We start from the raw sequence: 17,887 nt of genomic DNA on the forward strand, positions 1-17,887 counted from the left end.
GCCGCGCCTGCCGTCGCGTCCGCGCGCTCTGCCGCCGCGTCCGCGCGCTCTGCCGCCGCTTTCCCCGGCCGCTTCGCGATCGTCGCCTTAATGCCCCGCTCGATCTGCTCCAGATACATGGCGTCCCGCGGCGCGGCGAACGTAAATGCTTTTCCCGCCTGGCCTGCGCGCCCCGTCCGCCCGATACGGTGAATATAGCTTTCGGCATCGTGCGGAATGTCGTAGTTGAACACGTGCGTGATGCCTTCGACGTCGAGCCCGCGCGCCGCGATATCGGTCGCCACCAGAAGCTGGATTTTTGCCTCGCGGAACCGCTTCATGACCTGCTCGCGCTTCGCCTGCGTCAAGTCTCCGTGCAGCTCGTCGCACGAATACCCGCGTTCCGCCAGCTCGTTCATCAGCTTGCTCGCTCTAAGCTTCGTACGGCAAAAAATCATCGCCAGATACGGATTTTCCTCATCGATTAATTTACAGAGCGCTTCCAGTTTTCCGCGGTCGGTCGTCTGAATGACAACCTGCTCGATTTCGTCCAGCGTCACGCGCTTCGACTTCACTTCGATTTCCACCGGCTGCCGCATATATTCTTTAGCCAGCTGACGGATGCGCGGCGGCATCGTAGCCGAGAACAGCAGCGTCTGCCTGCGGCTCGGAGTCACCGAAATAATCTCCACGACCTCCGGCAAAAAGCCCATGTGCAGCATTTGGTCGGCTTCGTCCAGCACGAGAACGGACAGCTTATGAAGCTGCACCGTTTCCCGGCGCAGATGATCGAGGAGCCGCCCGGGCGTCGCTACAATAATATGTATATTTCCTTCCAGCTTGCGGATCTGACGCTCGACATCCTGCCCTCCGTAAGCGGACAGCACGCGCAACCCTTTGAGCGGAGCCCAGCGCTTGATTTCTTCCGTAATTTGAATGGCAAGCTCGCGGGTCGGGGTAACGATCAGCGCCTGCACGTTGGGGTTGTCGGGCTTGACGTTTTCCAGAATCGGCAGTGCAAAAGCCAGCGTTTTGCCCGTCCCGGTCTGCGCTTGAGCGATGATGTCCTGACCGGCAAGAGCAACCGGAATCGCTTCGCGTTGGATTGGCGTCGGTTCATGATATCCATGTTTTTGCATGGCCTCGGCCAAGTCGCTCCCGATCCCGAGCAGGGCAAAATTATTTTTCTTCATTATATTATCTCCTCGTAATTCGAATTATTCTTCTAAGAGAACCTTCAATTATAAATGCAATTCTACAGGAACCGGCGGCAAAAAGAAACTGCACGGGGCTGAAAAAGCCGGGTGCAGCGTGCTTTCCGCTGAAGCGACGACGGGACTCAAACTCAATATTCCCGCCCGTTCCCTTCCGCTTGATTCGGAATCGTAACGTCCGTTCCGAACGTCCGTTCCATCATTTCGGTGAATTGCGCGCGGTACGGCTCCAGGCTTCTTCCGCTCCAGCTATCCTGCGCCATCCGGTTGAACGCGTTGACGACGTTGCGGTTTGCCGAAATATATACGTCATGCACCGTCGGCTGATTCAGGCGGATTTTTTCCGCAATTTTTTGCTTGAACAAATGCGAGAGATGCTCGTGGTGAATTTCCGTTTCTCCGCCGCTGCCGCCGCTGATCAACTGGTCGGGCGGGGCGTAATCGCTTTGGTCTCCGTACGTGCTGTACAGCCCTTTCACCAAACCGTAATTGTTCGTTTCCGTCCCTTTGCCTTCGCCTCCCCGCGTCCCGCTGGCGGTGCTGTCCATCGTGATGGCAACGTAGGCGACATTATCGCCCATCATGACGATCGCGCTGTTGACCCCGTCCATCGCGGCCACCTGATCGGACAAATGCTGATTTAGCTCGAGTTTGGTTACTTTGTGGGAAACGGGGGCATACTGCTGCTGAGTTTGATAAGCGCGCGACGTGTCCTGCCTTGGCATATCCCGCTTGCTGCCGTAATTGTTTGCGCTGTTGTAGTCGTACCATGAAAAGCAGCCGGTCATCGTCATGGCAAGGCCCAAGGCGGCCGCCGATCCGATCCATCGGAAATAACGCATCATGAGTGCCCTCCTTTGAAAAATAGCCTTGCCTTTAGGATTGATTATCGGGGAGGATTTATGCGCAGGAAAGCGAGGTCCAATTGATGCATAAAAGCACCGCTATCTGGAAATAACCAAATAGAGGCGAAAACGCTTAAACCCTAGCAAATCCAAGAGTTCCGAACAATTTGTGAACTTCTTCAGATTCATTGACAAAAAACAGGTCCGAATTTATAGTTAATATGGTGATTAGGTTCATTGACAAGTTATGACCTATTTTGATCGAAAAATATTTGCTTTATAAGGTGGGATTGATTAAGATGATTCGATGGCAAAATCTGTGGCGATTCATCCCTCTTTTTGGGTTGATGATGTTGCTGTTAACGGGGTGTGGAGACCAGACGATTTCCGCCTTAAAGCCAAGGGGTCCGGTGGCCAGAGATCAGCTGTTCCTGATGAAGCTAAGCTTCGGGATCATGCTTCTGGTTGTCGTGGTCGTTTTTGTTCTTTATTTGTATGTCCTGGTCCGCTTCAGAAAGAAAAAAGGCGACAAAGACATCATTCCGAAGCAGGTGGAAGGCAGTCATACGCTGGAGATTATTTGGACGGTTATTCCGATCATTTTGCTCCTTATTCTGGCCGTTCCTACCGTACAGTACACCTTTAAGCTTTTGGAAGACCACAGAGACAACAAAGATGCGCTGCATGTGAAAGTAACGGCACACGCATTCTGGTGGCAATTCGAATATCCGGAGTTGGGGATCGCAACAGCCCAAGACTTAGTCATTCCGACAAACAAAAAGATCGCCTTCGAATTAACCGCTTCCGATGTGAAGCACTCCTTCTGGGTTCCGTCGCTCGGCGGTAAAATGGATACGAACCCAGGAAACACCAACGTATATTACTTGCAAGCAGACGAAGTGGACGTCTTCAAAGGAAAGTGCGCGGAGCTTTGCGGCGCCTCTCACTCCTTGATGGACTTTAAAGTGAAATCGATGGATCAAGCGGATTTCGATCAATGGGTCGCCAAAATGAAAACGCCTGCCGCCGTTCCGGCCGATGCGCAGAAAGGCGAACAGATCTTCAAAGACAACTGTTTGTCCTGTCACGCGGTTAACGCGCAGGGACTCGGCGCAGGTCCGAACTTGAACGGCTTTGCTTCCCGTGAGCTCGTTGCTGGCATTTTGCCGCACAACGATGAAAGTTTGAAGCAGTGGATTGCCGATCCTCAATCGGTGAAACCGGGTAACAAAATGCCTGCTCTCGGATTGAAGGACGACCAAATCAATGATGTAATCAAATACTTGAATTCGTTGAAGTTAAAGTAACGAGCATCGCGGAAAAAGGAGGTTTATACGGTGGCTCACGGACACACGGCAAAACGGTACACCGGGCTGATGGATTGGCTTACCACGGTGGACCATAAAAAGATCGGAATTTTATATTTGATCGCGGGCGGGATCTTCTTCCTGATGGGCGGCATTGAGGCCATCTTGATCCGGATTCAGCTGCTTTATCCCGATCAGAAAATCTTTTTCGGAGATACGTTTAACCAATTGACAACCATGCATGGTACGACGATGATCTTCCTTGCGGCGATGCCGGTCATCTTCGCTTTCATGAATGCGATCGTACCGCTTCAGATCGGAGCCCGCGACGTAGCGTTCCCGTTCGTGAACGCACTGGGCTTCTGGTTGTTCTTCTTCGGCGGCTTGCTGCTGAACACGTCTTGGTTTCTCGGCGGCGCGCCGGCAGCGGGCTGGACGGCTTACCCGCCGCTTGCGGGCATCGTTGATCCAACCGGCGTGTTCAAGGGCGTAGACTTCTACGTTCTCGGCTTGCAGATCGCAGGTCTCGGTACACTGATCGGGGGGATTAACTTCCTCGTCACGATCATCAACATGCGTGCGCCAGGCATGACTTACATGAGAATGCCAATGTTTACTTGGGCCGCGTTCATTACTTCTTTGCTCATTCTTTTCGCTTTCCCGGCCATTACGGTAGGGCTTGTCGAATTGATGTTCGACCGGATTTTTAGCGGCGCTTTCTTCGATGTGGCGAAGGGCGGTAACCCGGTGCTTTGGGAACACCTCTTCTGGATTTTCGGGCACCCCGAAGTTTACATCCTGATTTTGCCGGCGTTCGGTATCATTTCGGATATCGTGTCGACGTTCTCGAAAAAGCGTTTGTTCGGCTATAGCTCCATGGTATTCGCTACGGCTCTTATCGGATTTTTGGGCTTCATGGTATGGGCTCACCATATGTTTACGACAGGGATCGGTCCCGTCGGGGATGCGATCTTCGGGGTCGCTACGATGGCGATTGCGGTACCGACCGGGGTTAAAATCTTTAACTGGCTGTTCACGCTTTGGGGCGGTCAAATCCGCTTTACGACAGCTAACATTTTCGCAACGGCATTTATTCCGACGTTCGTTATGGGTGGCGTCACCGGGGTTATGCTTGCCGTACCGGCAGCTGACTTCCAATATCACGATACGTACTTCGTCGTAGCTCACTTCCACTACGTTATCGTCGGCGGTCTTGTGCTCGCGTTGTTTGCGGCTTCGTACTACTGGTGGCCGAAAATGTTCGGCCGCATGCTGAACGAGACGCTGGGTAAAATTCATTTCTGGACTTTCTTTATCGGGTTCCATATGACGTTCTTCCCGCAGCACTTCTTGGGCTTGATGGGGATGCCGCGCCGCGTGTTTACGTATCAGCCGGGCGTCGGACTCGAGCAAGGGAACTTTATCAGTACCATCGGCGCGTTCCTGATGGGAATCGGTACGATCGTCTTCCTGATCAACTGTTTCTCTTCGCTGAGAAAACCGGTAACGGCCCCGGCCGATCCGTGGGATGCTCGCACGCTGGAATGGACGATTCCTTCGCCGCCGCCGGAGTACAACTTCAAGCAAACTCCGCTTGTTCGCGGATATGACGCATTCTGGAAAGAAAAGATGGCAGGCAACAAAGAAATGACGCCGGCCGAACCGCTCGGTTCGATTCATATGCCGTCGCCTTCGATTCTGCCGTTCCTGATGTCGGTCGGTTTGTTCATCGCAGGGTACGGATTTATGTATCACACGTATATTGTCAGTATCCTCGGTATCGGTATGACGTTAATCTGCATGTTCTTCCGTTCTGTGTATGATGATCACGGTTTCCATATCGAGCCGGAGGAGTTAAACGATAAGGGGGCGAAGGCATGAGTGCAGCACATCATGAAGCGGGCGGCGCTTTGCCACCTCACGCAGAAACGGCAACATTAGAAGGCAAAAATAAAGTCATGGGCTTCTGGCTGTTCCTTGGCGGCGAGTGCGTACTGTTCGGTTCGCTCTTCGCCTCCTACATCGCCCTGCGCAATCAGGTGCCGGACGGCCCGACGGCTCAGCATTTGTTCTCGCTTGATTTGGTCGCTATATCGACGTTCATCTTGCTCACCAGTTCTTTGACCAGCGTGTTCGCCACCATGGCGCTGCACCGCAACCAGTTCCAAAAGCTTCAAGCCTGGATGGCCGTTACCGTACTGCTCGGCCTCGCCTTCTTGGGCCTTGAAATTTACGAGTTCGTACACTATGTCCATGAAGGACACACGTTCTCGAAAAGCGCGTTCGCTACCTCCTTCTACACGTTGGTAGGCTTTCACGGCGCTCACGTTGCTTTCGGTGTTCTGTGGATCTCGCTTTTGATCATCAACGGCTTTAAAAAAGGCTTGACTGTAGTCACGGCGCCCAAATATTACGTCGCCGGGTTATACTGGCACTTTATCGACGTCATTTGGGTATTCATCTTTACGGTCGTATACCTGATGGGGAAGGTGGGTCCATAAATGAGCAACCAACACCATTCGTCGTCTGCCGGTGATCGCCATCGTTTGGAAGGTCCGAAGAATCACTACTTATCGTACATTATCTCCATCGTGCTCACGATGCTGGCATTTGCCGTCGTGCTGTACGGCGGGTTGGACCGTTCGTTTATTTTGTTCTTCATCGTCGGCTTGGCGATTGTTCAGATTATTTTCCAATTGGCCTATTGGATGCACATGAAAGATCGGGGACACTTCTTCCCGATTGTCGGATTGGCATTCGGCGCGTTTATCGCATTAACCGCGGTCATCATGGCCGTATATTGGGTTTGGTGGTAGGATAGAGGAGAGGAGGCTGCGTTACGTAGGCCCCTCTCTTTTGCGTAACGGCAGACATTTTCACCGTTTCGACACAATTCCCGGCGCAAGAACCGGGTTGGGAAAGGAGCATATTCGTCTTGGACCCTACGATGTCCCATGGAGGGCACGAAACCGGCCCTACGTTTGCTGCATTATGGAGCCCCGGTTTTTTGCTGCTGTTGATTGTTGTCGGTGTATTATATACGCTTGCGGTAGGCCGTTGGCGTAAAGACTTTGCGGATAGCGAGCCTGTCGCATTGAAACAAAAGCTGTGGTTCTGGCTTGGACTGGCCTTATGGTACGCGGCGGAAGGCAGCCCGCTTTCCTATTACGGCCATCACTACTTTTTCAGCGTTCATATGTTCCAGCAGTCGATTCTGTATCTGGTTATGCCGCCGTGCTTGCTGCTCGGGCTGCCGGGGTGGCTGCTGCGCCCCGCGTTAAAAGGCGAGCGAACGAAATGGGTCATGCGTTTCTTGACGAATCCGCTGCTGTCGCTGTTTCTGTTTAACTTCATTTTCTCTATGTATCACATTCCGATGATCATGGATGCTTTGATGGCTAACGCGGCAGCGTTGTTCATCTACAAAATCTTTTTCCTGCTGGCCGCCTTCCAAATGTGGTTCCCGGTGTTTTGCCCGCTGCCGGAATACAACACCATGTCCGAGATGAAACGGATGGCGTATATTTTTGTGAACGGGATTTTGCTGACGCCGGCCTGTGCGTTGATTATTTTCGCCAGGGATCCGATGTATGCGATGTACTCAGCCGTTCCGGAGCAGCTCTTGCTGCTGCCGATGCTCGACGATCAGCAGCTTGGCGGCGTCATCATGAAGATCGTACAAGAGATTGTATACGGCGTGGCTCTGGGCTTTACCTTCTTCCGTTGGTATCGGAGAGAGCGCAAGCAGGACGACGAGCTGCCCGACGAGCCGTACTTTCCGGCAGGGAGTGCCAATCGTGCCTAATTGGCAATGTGGAATGTTTATTGCGAAGTGAACGGGTGGGATACACGTGAAAATAGCGATTTTGCCAACGATCAGTACGTCTTTTATTGTAATAAGCGCTATCTTTGTCGCTTTCGGATGGTATCATATTGTGAAGGGCAACCGGGAAACGCATCAAAAGCTGATGCTCTGGGGCGCGGGATTTGCGCTGGCGTTCTTTCTGATCTATGCCAGCCGGACGATCTTTATCGGCAATACGTCTTTCGGCGGACCGGAGAACTTGAAGCTGGCTTATCATCTGTTTTTGTTTTTCCATATTACATTGGCTACGCTCGCAGGTGTTTTCGGCATCGTAACGCTGCTGTACGCGTTCAATAAGAAGTTTGCCAAGCACCGCAAAATCGGCCGCTGGACGGCAGTCATGTGGCTGCTGACGGCGCCGACCGGTGTGGCCGTGTACATTCTGCTCTATTTGCTGTACCCGGGTGGGGAGACGAAGCCGATGATCGATGCGATTTTGGGGCTGTAGGTCGTTATAAACTATTAAGAGGCTGTTTGTCCGAGAAGGGTACCGCTACTCGCTCGGGGGAACAGCCTCTTCGTCTTGCCGGGAGCAGTTAGTAATGCTTGAACCAGATGCCGGCGCATTCGGGAACGGTCGTCCAGCCTTTGGCAATGACTCGGGAAGCCAACTCGTCGCCGAAGAAAAAGCGGGTTAGTTCTTCCGCTTCGCTAAGACTGTCGAATGTATAATCCAAGCGAATCCATTGGTGGGTAAAGCCATACTGCCGTTCCAAAGCCGCATAATAGTCCGAGAGAAAATCGGGCGGATTGGGCGTTTCGAAGCCTGTGCCCATCGTTTCGAAGATGATGACGGTTCCGCCTGGACGAAGCACCCGGTTGATTTCCTGCAGGATGCGCTCCAGGTTGGACGACCACATCGGATCGTTGCTGCTGGCCAAGTAGCACAGGCTCCAGCCGGAAACGATCAAGTCCGCGCTGGCGTCCGGCAAAGGCAGCTCGCGATGATCCGCGACGACCGTACGCAGGCGGGGACGGTCCGCTTCGGCAGTGCGCTCCTTCAAGACATCTAGCATCGCGGCGGATGCATCGGTTGCGGTCAGCGACCGCGCTTGTTCGACCAGGACGGACGATAGCCTGCCGCTTCCGGCGCCCAGATCGACGATGTCGAGTCCTGCGAACGGCTTGATGGATTGCACGATATGCGCCAATTCGGGTTGCTTGCTGATTAAGCGGTGGTAACGCCCGGCTTGCTCGGAATAAATCTGATCATGATTCGGCATAAGTACCTCTCCTTCATCGGATGTCGTTGCACCGATAGCGTACACCTTTCCGTTACGTGAAGGTCAAGGGGGAGCCAAAACCACGTTTGTGCATTTATCTGCTTAGGCCGGATTGGACTCTTTTAGAGAGGGTTTTAACAGCCGTTCCGTTCGGGCATAAAGCTCAAGCAGACGATGGCGGTCGATAAGACTCGCGTGATGCTCAAAGGTTACGTGAAACCGGTCGTTCCGCTGCGCTAAACAGGCGAGATAGGCGTAGGCGTCCCCAAACCGGTTGTCATCGTCATGCTCCGGCAGAACGGGAAGATGATGAATGAACCGGTCGGGTTCATACCGTACGTTGCTGTAATGGACCAAATAAACATACGGTGCTGCGGCTTCAAGCCAGCGCATCGGTTCCACATGATGAAACGCTCTCGCGGAAATATCCAGCCGGGACGTATCCACAACAAGTCCAATCTCCGGATGCTCCCGAAACATCATCGTAAGCAGCCCCTCGTGCTCTCCCCAAAAATCATGCTCTAATACGATACGCTGCCCATAACGGTGTTGAAGCTCGCAAAGCGTATCAAACAATTCGAGGGAAATGTCCCTAAGCTGAGCCGCACCGATCTGATCATGGTCATAACGTTCGCCCGGCTTCGGCATGTTGGAGAAAACCTGCTTCGTTTTCAATGGGAATATCGGCACAAAAGGATAGTGAAACAAAATATAATCGGCGCCATATTCCGCTGCTGTACGGACTTCGCATTCTACGCGGCGCAAGGCTTCTTCCCGTTCCGCGCGGTCTATGGAAGTAATCCGCGGGAGCCTGTACGGCTGTCCGCCGAAAACCGGCGTATGAATGCCAAAGGAAAGCCCCTTTTCTTTACAGACTTTATTGGTATACCCCAAGCTTTCGTGGTCGCGATACTGGCAAATTTCAATACCGCCAATCGCATCGGAACCGAAACGCTCCATATTCTCTTCGCTGAACGCATTCCACATGCCAATCTGCAATCTTCTTTGGCTCATGCCCCGGTCTCCTTATGATGGATAGAATGATGGTTCTACAATATTTTACCATCCAACGAGATTGTTCCCCAAACGCCCGATAAAAATGGCCTTCACCGTCAAAAGTTGTCTTTAATATAATGACGTAGATATTAGAGGAAACAATGCGGTTGCGAAAGTTTCCTTTATACAAAAAAGTTTTCCATGTACAAAACTATTCCATTAGGTATATAATGGGGAATAATGAAACCGCCCGGAGATCAAAATGAATAGAGACAGGCAGGTGTAAACGAACCGTGAACATTCGAAGCTTGCATCAAGAGGATCGCTCGACCCGGAGAGCGCTTCTGATCTTGTTAAAAAAGCGGGGCAAAATCAGCATTCAGGAAGCGGCCGATCAGCTAGGCGTAACGGGAGTGGCCGTCCGGCGTCATATTCACGAACTGCAAAAGGACCAGTATGTGCAGACGAACATTCAACGCCAAAGCGCAGGGAGACCGACTTATTTGTACAGCCTTACGGAAAAGGCGGGGGCTTTGTTTGCGAACGGCTACGACGCGTTGGCCAACGATTTGATCGACGAGGTGAAGGATAAATTCGGAGCCGGCCAAGTCAGCCGCTTGTTCGACCGGCGCAAAGAGAAGTGGCTGCGGCAGCATGAGGCTTCGTTTCAAGGCCTGGATTTGGAGAAGCGGGTGGAACGGCTGGCCCGGCTGCAAGAGCAAGAAGGGTATATGGTTAAGGTAGAAAAGAGAGGAGACGGAACGATCGTCTTCGAGGAAGCGAACTGCCCGATCTATCAGGTGGCCGTTCGCTACCGGCAGGCTTGCCAATGCGAGCTGACGCTGTTTCAAGCTTTGCTCGCCGTGCCTGTTACGCGCACGGAATGTATGGCCGAAGGCGGGCGGAAGTGCCAGTATATGATCCGTTCGGGCCATGCCTAGACTTGAGGGCGGAACAGGAGTGCAGCGAATGGACGATACGATGAAGGGTCGCTCCGGCCCAGAGATCATTACGGTGACGGACGATCGATTGATCCCGGTCGTGGCTGCGCTGATGAATTTGACGGAAAGCTGGAAATCAGAGCTGAACAAAGGCGCCGTCAGCCTCCCGATGGCCGTGCAGATCGGAAAGAAGCTAAACCATGAACGGCAGCAGGCCTTGCTGGAGTTTTGGGAGGATGCCCGCTTGCCCGACAAATATATGAGCAGGGCGCTTCACGGCTTCGCCGGAAACATGCCCGAGTGGGCGGTGCATCAGGTGATCCGGATTTACCGTCTCACGGAGAAGATCAAAGCTTCGATCGTGATGCTGAACGATCTGATGGAACGCTTCGACGCGCTCTACGAGCGGTTTGAGCACGAATTTTGGGAAGGGGAATGGCCCGGGTCAGAAGAAGAGCTGGAGGCGTATCTCGACAAGCTGGAAGCGGAATTTCAGGAGCTGTACCGGCAAGCATCGGACGAGAAAAAGTCGTATAACCGGCATTACGGGGACAGCTCGTCGGACTCTGCGAGGGATTCTGCGAGAGCGGCGGGGCCAAGGGGACAGGTGTCTTTTCCGACGGTGATCGGCGCTTCGGACAACGCTTCGCCCAAGGAGCTAAAGCAGCGCTACCGGACTTTAATGAAAAAGCTGCATCCCGATCACGGCGGCAGCGCCTATTTGTTCGATTGGGTCAAGCAGGCGCACGACAGCTACATGCAGGGCCAATCAAAATTATAAGAAAAGCTTCTTAATCGAAGCCATTTCGAAGAAGAGCCATTCGGCTTTTGACATTCTATCATTATGACAAAGAGACCTGCTGTCACGGCAGCAGGTCCCTTATAGCGCTGCATTAAGCGAGCGCGAGCCGTCGTCTGGCGAGTCCGGTCAAGAAGTACAGCAGGACGTGCAGGCTTATGCGCGACGTCCGGTCGCGCGTATCCCGGCTCGGGTCCACACAGACCATGTCCATGCCGATGACGCGGTTCCATTCCCCGAGCAGCTCGGCGCAGGTGAACAGGTCCACCGGCGAGAGCCCTCCGGGCCCGATCGCCGGCACGCCGGGTACGTCCGCTTGGTCGAGCACATCGATATCGAACGTGACGTAGACGGAATCGGTTTTGGCGGCAAGCTCGCGGATCGTCCGTTCCAGAATCGGCTTGATGCCTTCCTCCCGGACTTGTCTTGCCGTATAAAGCGTAATGCCTTGCTGCTCGGCGAAGTCGCGGTACGCTTTGGAATTGGCGAAGCTGCGCAGACCGATATTCACGATATCCTCGCCCCGGATGACGTCGTTTTCCACGAGGCTGCGAATGGGTGTTCCGTTCGATCTGCCGCCGTAGGCCGTATCCCGGACATCGAGATGGGCGTCGAACTGAATCAGCCCGATGCGTTCTTTGCGCACGCCCTGAATCCCCGTCAGCGCCGGAAACGTAATCGAGTGGTCGCCGCCCACCAGACACGGGATTGTGGAAGGAAGCTGCTGCGTAATTTCTTGAAACGCCTGTTCGATATTGCGATGGCACTGCGGGATATCGGTGACGTGCATGCCGACATCTCCGAGGTCGCCGACGCGCAGGCTGCTCAGGTCCAAATCGGCTTCGAAGTTATACGTCGTAAAGGCGCTGAACAGCTGTCTTAACGTGGCGGGGTGCAGGTGGGCGCCCGAGAAGCTGATTGAGCTTTTCGACAGGGGGGCCCCGACGATCGCGGCGTCAAGCGGCTGCTGCCCGTCCCATTCGGTTATCCAGTCGCAGAGACGTGTCACATACGGGTCGCCTGCGCCCGGAGTAAACATCACGCCGGGCCGCTGCAAATGAGTGAATTTGTGCATGACGGTTCTTTTTCTCCTTCGTGCGATTTTACGCGATCTCTTACTTGCTTTCGAGCACTTGGCTCAGGAACATTCGGGTGCGCGGGTGCGTCGGCTTCGTGAAAATTTCGGACGGCTTGCCTTCCTCGATAATGACGCCGCCGTCCATCACGACGACGCGGTCCGCGACGTCCCGGGCGAAGCCCATCTCGTGCGTGACGATGACCATGGTCATCCCTTCCTTCGCCAGGTTACGCATGACCTGCAGCACCTCGCCGACCGTCTCCGGGTCCAGCGCGGAGGTCGGCTCGTCGAACAGCATCACCTTCGGCTTCATGGCCAGCGCCCGGGCGATGGCGACCCGCTGCTTTTGTCCGCCGGACAGGCTGGACGGCCGGGCCTCTGCCTTATCCAGCAGGCCGACCTTGCGCAGCAATTCGCGCGCCAACTGCTCCGCATCTTCCTTGTTCATCCCCCGCAGCGAGATCGGCGCCATCGTAATGTTGTGCAGCACCGATTTGTGCGGGAACAGGTTGAACGATTGGAATACCATGCCGACATCCTGACGGACGGCATTCAGGTCCTTCTGCGGCATTTCCACGGACTGACCGGCTTGTCCTTGCACGGGAATGCGGCCGATCGGCTTCTCTTCGATGACGACGCTGCCTTTGTCGTACGTTTCCAGATAGTTGATGCAGCGCAAAAGCGTGCTTTTACCGGAGCCCGATGGCCCGAGAATGACGACGACCTCCCCTTGCTGCACCTGAAGATCGATGCCGCGCAGCACATGGTTGCTTCCGAACGATTTGTGAATCCCGTTAATTCGTATCATCGCATATCATCCCCCGTCCCGAGACGTCTCTCCAGCACCAGGCCGATAAACCCGATCAGGTTATTGACCAAATAGTACAGAATCGCAATAGCGAGCAAAAACTCGATCGTTTTGTACGTGTCGGCAATCAGCAGGTTCGCCTGCCGGAACAGCTCGACGACCGTAATCGTCGACAGCAGGGACGAGTTTTTCGTGAGCGAGATAAACTCGTTGGTCATCGGCGCCAGCATGCGGATGACCGCCTGCGGGATCACGATCTTGCGCATCGTCTGCGCATAGGAGAAGCCAAGGGAACGCCCGGCTTCCATTTGCCCTCTGTCGATCGATTGAATGGCTCCGCGGATGACCTGGGAAGCGTACGCCCCGCTGTACATGCCCAGGGCGATGACGCCGGATACCCATGGGACCGTATCGATGCCGAACACGATCGGCAGCCCGTAATAGAGCAGGAACAGCTGCACCAGCAGCGGAGTGCCCCGGAACCAGGACAGATAAGCGAGCGATACGTATTTCCACGGCTTGAATTTGGACATTTGTCCGAACGAAATGAACGTCCCGATGATCAGGCTGAGCGCAAACCCGCCCAGCGTGTAAATGACCGTGTACCATAACGATTGCAGCAGCAGCCGGATATTCTGCCACTCGCCAAGGACGCTGAAGTCAAAATGCTGCATAGTTTCCCTCCTAATCGCGAGCTAAGCTGCCGGGCCGGTTATTCGAACCATTTTTTAACGATTTCGTTGTATTTTCCGCTGTCTTTGACCTTCTTGACCGCGTCGTTGACCGCCTTCACGAATTCCGGGTTATCCTTGCGGATGCCGTAGCCGTAGTATTCTTCCGTCAGCGTTTGAGGCAGTACCTTGACCGTGCCTTTTTCTTTGGCGTAAGCTTTGGCGGCCGGGAATCCGGTGATGACCGCGTCGGCCTTGCCGGTCTCCAGCTCCAGGAACATCTCCGTGTTTTTCTCTACTTTGACAAGCTCGATGTTCTGATGGCTCTCTTCCACAAATTTGACCGATTTGGTGCCGATTTGCACCGCTACTTTTTTACCTTTCAGATCTTCAAAGCTTTTTACCGTCTCGTTGTCTTTCTTCACCATGATCGAAAGGCCGCCCGGAAAATACGAATCCGAGAAGTCGATCGTCTTCTTGCGCTCGTCGGTAATGTACATCGCCGAAACGATAAGATCGAATTTCTTCGCCTGCAGCCCTGGAATGAGCCCTTTGAACTCGGTGTCTACAAACTCGACTTTGTCCGCGCCGAGCTCTTTGGCCACCGCACGGATCAGGTCGATGTCGAAGCCTTCGAATTGGTCGCCGGATTTGTACTCGAACGGCTTGAAGGTAGCGTCCGTTCCGACCGTAAGCGTTTTCGTCTTGGCGATTTTGGAAAGGATTTCGTTGCTGCCCGCAGCCGCCGCCGGAGCTTGCTGTCCTGCCGAAGCGTCAGGCTTGCTGCCGCACGCCGAAACCATGAGCGTCAATAGACAGATTGCTGCCAAATAAACCGGTTTTTTTGCTTTAAACATCATTGTATAATTCCCCCTGCATGTCGTTTTGTCGTTACGCTTTTTCTATAAGCAAATATCGTGCCAATAGGATTTGGGAGCGCGAACGGCAGGGAGTAAGGGGCGGAACAGGGCGGAAAATCGGCGGGCAGGTGGAAAAATCGGCGGGCCTGCGGAAAAGAGGGAAGGAGGCGGAACGGCGGTAGGGTGGGGCGAAAAAGCGGCGGAAATTGCCGGGGCGGCGAAATCTGCCGGGCGGTTTTTGCCGCCCGCTCCTTATTCGGCCCGGTAACGGGCCAGCTTGTCGCGCAGCGTGCGCTCTCCGATGCCGAGCGTCTCCGCCGTCTTGCGCCGGTTGCCGTCCATCGCCTGAAGCGTGGACAGGATGACCTTGCGCTCCACCGTTTCCATCGTTTCTCCGACGTAAACCGGCACAAGCTTGCTGTCGGCAGGCTGCGCCGGCTTCGTTTGAAGATCTCCGGGCAGGTCGCTAACCGTCACCCGGTCGCCGTCCGCTAAAGCAATCGAGCGTTCGATGATGTTCTGCAGCTCCCGCACGTTGCCGGGAAACGGATAGTCCAGCAGCAGCTGAAGCGCGTCCGGATCGATGCCTTTGATTTGCTTGGACATGCGCTCGTTGATTTTGTTGATGAAGTGCTGAATCAGCGACGGGATGTCTTCTTGCCGCTCGCGCAGCGGCGGCAGCAGGATCGGAATGACGTTCAGCCGGTAGTATAAGTCCTCCCGGAACTTGCCCTGCTGAATTTCCTTCTTCAAATCCCGGTTCGTGGCAGCAATAATCCGCACGTCGATCGCGATTTCCTTTTGCCCGCCGATCCGCATGATGGCTTTCTCCTGAAGCACGCGGAGCAGCTTGCTCTGCAGCCCGATATCGAGCTCCCCGATCTCGTCCAGAAACAGCGTGCCGCCGTTGGCCGTTTCGAAAATGCCCGTTTTCCGGGCCACCGCGCCGGTAAAGGCCCCCTTCTCATAGCCGAACAGCTCCGACTCGATCAGGTTGGCCGGGATGGCGGCGCAGTTGATCGTCGAGAAAACCTGCTTCTGCCGGTCGCCTGCAAAATGAATCGCGCGCGCCACCAGCTCCTTGCCCGTGCCGCTTTCGCCCATGATCAGGACGCTGGAATCGATGTTCTTGACCTTGTCGATCAGCGAGAAGACGTTCTGCATCTGCGCGCTGTGCCCGATCAAGCCGTGCACGTCGTACGCTTTTTGAATCTCTTCGCTCAGCCATTCGACCCGCGATTGGAGCTGAAACTGCTCCATCGCTTTTTCCAGCAGCACCTTCAATTCGTGCATATCGATCGGCTTGGAAGCGTAATAGAATGCGCCCTGCCGCATCGCTTCCACCGCCGACGGGATGCTACCGTAAGCCGTCATGATGATGACGACCGTCCGGGGGGAAACGCTGCGGATCTGCTTCAGCACGTCGATGCCGTCGCGCATCCCGAGCCGCAAGTCGAGCAGGGCGATCGAGAAGGCGACGTGGGAAAACAGGGCGATAGCCTCGTCGGGGTCGGTGGACGCATAAACCTCGTAATCGTCTTCCAAAATAAACGAAAGCGATTTGCAGATCGAAATTTCATCGTCCAAAATAAGCAGGTTCGGTTTAGGCATGCTCGTCTTCCTCCAATTGGCTCGGTAGTTTCAATACGATTCGGGTCCCGGCTCCTTTTTCGCTCGTTACCTCGATTTCCCCGCGGTTATCGCGCACGAGTTGGTAGCAGATCGACAGCCCGAGACCGACGCCGCCCGCTTTTTTGGTAAAGAACGGCTCGAAAATTTTCGGCAAATCGTCCGCATCGATCCCTTCTCCGGTGTCCTCCATCTCAACAATGACGAAAGGCTGCCCCTCCTGCGCGGCGATGCGGAGCGTTCCGCCGCCCGGCATCGCGTCGATGGCGTTGCGGATCAGGTTGATCAGCACCTGCTTGATTTGCTGGGCATCCGCCCAGACGTACGCGGAATCCGGCACGTCGAGCTGCACGACAATGCGTTTTTCCTCGAAGAGATTATGAAAAAACAAAGCGACGGCCCGCACCGTCTCCTCCAGCTTGAACAGCGTTTTCTCGGGCGGCTTCTCGCGGGCGAAGTCCAGCAGCTCCGTCACGATCCGGTTCAGCCGCATCACTTCCTCGGTGACGTGCATCGTGAAAAACTCGCGGTATTCCTTGTTGTCGTACTTGAAGGGCAGCGCTTGAGAATACGACAAAATCGAAGTGATCGGGTTGCGGATCTCATGGGCAATGCCCGCGACCAATTGGCCGAGCGATTGCAGCCGGTCCCGGCGGGCCAGCTCGTCCAGCGTTTTCTTGTAGGCGTTCAGCCGCTTTTTCAATTCCCGCTTGAGCGTCAAGTTCCACCATAGAATCAGCAGCAGGACGGCCGCCGTAATGACGAGCCCCGCCACGACGTAGGTCAGCAGCTCCTTAAGCCGCGGAGCGGACGGATAAATATATTCGCCGAACCACTTCCGTTCGATCTTGGCATAGGTGCCGTTGGATTTCAGCTCGCGCAGCCCGTGATTTATTTCGCCAAGCTGCGCTTCGTTCTTCTTAAGCACGACAAGTCCGTAGTCCGTCGGGGCGATCGGATCGCCGACCAGCTTCACCTGGTCCTGCTGGCGGTTTTTTTGCAGCACGTATTGGCCGGTAATCTGGTTGCCGATAAAAGCGTCCACCTGACCGCCGAGCAGAAGCCGGATCGCTTCCTCCTGATTTTCCGCCGCGAGCACGGTGGCGTTCGGAATGCGCTGCATCGCCTCGCTGCTGATGTCGCCTTCCTGCACGGCGATTTTGCGGTGCTGCAGGTCGGCCAGCGAATGGACGGAATACGAATCCTTCCGGACGAAGATGCCCTGCGAGCTTGTAAAATACGGCTCGGAGAAGCGGTAGCTCTGGGCCCGCTCCTGGCTGTACTTCATCCCTTGGACGGCATCCACCTTGCCGCTTTCCAAGGCTTTGATCGCTTCGCTCCAGGGCATCGGATAAAATTCGAACGAAATGCCGGTTTCGAGCGAGAGCGCATTCAACATATCCACGTTAAATCCTTGAAACGTGCCGTTGGCGACAAATTCGAACGGCGGAAAACTGTTGTCCCCGGCGACGCGCATCACCTTGCGCGGCTCCGAAGGAACGATATCGACTGCGGCGGCTCCGGGGAGCATGACGGAGAGGAGCAGGACAGAGAGTATCGGAATAAAGGCGATAAGTCTGACAAGCTTCATAGATGTTCGATCCTTTCTGCCGAGGGGGTCAAAGTCCGGGCCAGAACGATTCCGTTCACTCCGCTATCTATTCGCCGGACT

General features: G+C 54.6%; 18 protein-coding genes. 8 read left to right on the forward strand and 10 right to left on the reverse strand.

Annotated elements, in window-relative coordinates; translation table 11 throughout:
- Together PEH01S_RS29015 and PEH01S_RS29020 are read right to left on the reverse strand one after the other, a co-directional pair.
- The coding region (locus tag PEH01S_RS29015) for a DEAD/DEAH box helicase (RefSeq protein ID WP_164828066.1) at window positions 1–1,172 on the reverse strand (1,172 nt) is incomplete at its 3' end.
- 152 nt (window positions 1,173–1,324) lie between these two features.
- Complete coding sequence (locus PEH01S_RS29020) at window positions 1,325–2,035, reverse strand: YhcN/YlaJ family sporulation lipoprotein (protein ID WP_127489658.1); 711 nt, start codon at window positions 2,033–2,035, stop codon at window positions 1,325–1,327.
- A gap of 302 nt (window positions 2,036–2,337) precedes the next feature.
- Between PEH01S_RS29020 and coxB the strand changes: the two genes are divergently transcribed.
- The 6 genes from coxB (at window position 2,338) to PEH01S_RS29050 (ending at window position 7,658) form a co-directional block, all read left to right on the forward strand.
- Window positions 2,338–3,345, forward strand: coding sequence for a cytochrome c oxidase subunit II (coxB, locus tag PEH01S_RS29025; RefSeq protein ID WP_025846591.1), 1,008 nt, complete (start codon window positions 2,338–2,340; stop codon window positions 3,343–3,345).
- Window positions 3,346–3,414: 69 nt separating this feature from the next.
- Window positions 3,415–5,226: a cytochrome c oxidase subunit I gene (ctaD, locus tag PEH01S_RS29030; RefSeq protein WP_164828067.1), complete on the forward strand. Its 1,812-nt coding sequence runs from the start codon at window positions 3,415–3,417 to the stop codon at window positions 5,224–5,226.
- A complete protein-coding gene (locus PEH01S_RS29035) occupies window positions 5,223–5,846 on the forward strand; it encodes a cytochrome (ubi)quinol oxidase subunit III (RefSeq protein ID WP_025846587.1) in 624 nt (207 codons plus the stop codon). Before ctaD ends, PEH01S_RS29035 begins: the two co-directional genes overlap by 4 nt.
- Window positions 5,847–6,161 (forward strand): cytochrome C oxidase subunit IV family protein, encoded by a 315-nt coding sequence (locus tag PEH01S_RS29040; protein ID WP_025846585.1) that lies wholly within the window; start codon window positions 5,847–5,849, stop codon window positions 6,159–6,161.
- Window positions 6,162–6,280: 119 nt separating this feature from the next.
- Window positions 6,281–7,150 (forward strand): cytochrome c oxidase assembly protein, encoded by an 870-nt coding sequence (locus tag PEH01S_RS29045; RefSeq protein WP_025846583.1) that lies wholly within the window; start codon window positions 6,281–6,283, stop codon window positions 7,148–7,150.
- Between the two features lie 46 nt (window positions 7,151–7,196).
- Window positions 7,197–7,658 carry a DUF420 domain-containing protein gene (locus tag PEH01S_RS29050; RefSeq protein ID WP_025846581.1) on the forward strand — a complete coding sequence of 154 codons (462 nt, stop codon included), beginning with the start codon at window positions 7,197–7,199 and terminating at the stop codon, window positions 7,656–7,658.
- A gap of 88 nt (window positions 7,659–7,746) precedes the next feature.
- Here PEH01S_RS29050 and PEH01S_RS29055 read toward each other — a convergent pair whose 3' ends face one another.
- Together PEH01S_RS29055 and PEH01S_RS29060 are read right to left on the reverse strand one after the other, a co-directional pair.
- Complete coding sequence (locus tag PEH01S_RS29055) at window positions 7,747–8,433, reverse strand: class I SAM-dependent methyltransferase (protein ID WP_025846579.1); 687 nt, start codon at window positions 8,431–8,433, stop codon at window positions 7,747–7,749.
- Window positions 8,434–8,535: 102 nt separating this feature from the next.
- The gene (locus PEH01S_RS29060) at window positions 8,536–9,447 is read right to left on the reverse strand and encodes a TIM barrel protein (protein ID WP_025846577.1); all 912 of its coding nucleotides are present in this window, start codon (window positions 9,445–9,447) and stop codon (window positions 8,536–8,538) included.
- Window positions 9,448–9,722: 275 nt separating this feature from the next.
- On the opposite strand from PEH01S_RS29060, the gene PEH01S_RS29065 reads away from it, so the two are divergent.
- Both PEH01S_RS29065 and PEH01S_RS35070 read left to right on the forward strand, forming a co-directional pair.
- The gene (locus PEH01S_RS29065) at window positions 9,723–10,370 is read left to right on the forward strand and encodes a helix-turn-helix transcriptional regulator (RefSeq protein WP_025846575.1); all 648 of its coding nucleotides are present in this window, start codon (window positions 9,723–9,725) and stop codon (window positions 10,368–10,370) included.
- A 28-nt stretch (window positions 10,371–10,398) separates the two neighbouring features.
- The gene (locus tag PEH01S_RS35070; protein WP_025846573.1) at window positions 10,399–11,151 is read left to right on the forward strand and encodes a J domain-containing protein; all 753 of its coding nucleotides are present in this window, start codon (window positions 10,399–10,401) and stop codon (window positions 11,149–11,151) included.
- Between the two features lie 112 nt (window positions 11,152–11,263).
- On the opposite strand, the gene PEH01S_RS29075 is transcribed toward PEH01S_RS35070, so the two are convergent.
- From PEH01S_RS29075 to PEH01S_RS29100, 6 genes are all read right to left on the reverse strand, one after another.
- The gene (locus PEH01S_RS29075) at window positions 11,264–12,244 is read right to left on the reverse strand and encodes an agmatinase family protein (RefSeq protein ID WP_127489645.1); all 981 of its coding nucleotides are present in this window, start codon (window positions 12,242–12,244) and stop codon (window positions 11,264–11,266) included.
- A gap of 40 nt (window positions 12,245–12,284) precedes the next feature.
- Complete coding sequence (locus PEH01S_RS29080; protein WP_025846569.1) at window positions 12,285–13,055, reverse strand: amino acid ABC transporter ATP-binding protein; 771 nt, start codon at window positions 13,053–13,055, stop codon at window positions 12,285–12,287.
- The gene (locus tag PEH01S_RS29085) at window positions 13,052–13,729 is read right to left on the reverse strand and encodes an amino acid ABC transporter permease (RefSeq protein WP_025846567.1); all 678 of its coding nucleotides are present in this window, start codon (window positions 13,727–13,729) and stop codon (window positions 13,052–13,054) included. The genes PEH01S_RS29080 and PEH01S_RS29085 overlap by 4 nt, the downstream gene beginning before the upstream one ends.
- A gap of 38 nt (window positions 13,730–13,767) precedes the next feature.
- Entirely contained in the window at window positions 13,768–14,586 is an 819-nt protein-coding gene (locus PEH01S_RS29090; RefSeq protein ID WP_025846565.1) for a transporter substrate-binding domain-containing protein, read from the reverse strand.
- A 252-nt stretch (window positions 14,587–14,838) separates the two neighbouring features.
- Entirely contained in the window at window positions 14,839–16,197 is a 1,359-nt protein-coding gene (locus tag PEH01S_RS29095; RefSeq protein ID WP_127489647.1) for a sigma-54-dependent transcriptional regulator, read from the reverse strand.
- Window positions 16,190–17,806, reverse strand: coding sequence for a transporter substrate-binding domain-containing protein (locus PEH01S_RS29100; RefSeq protein ID WP_025846561.1), 1,617 nt, complete (start codon window positions 17,804–17,806; stop codon window positions 16,190–16,192). The genes PEH01S_RS29095 and PEH01S_RS29100 overlap by 8 nt, the downstream gene beginning before the upstream one ends.
- Between the last annotated feature and the right edge of the window lie 81 nt (window positions 17,807–17,887).

The sequence above is a fragment of the Paenibacillus ehimensis NBRC 15659 genome, assembly GCF_004000785.1.
Lineage (GTDB): Bacteria > Bacillota > Bacilli > Paenibacillales > NBRC-103111 > Paenibacillus_G > Paenibacillus_G ehimensis.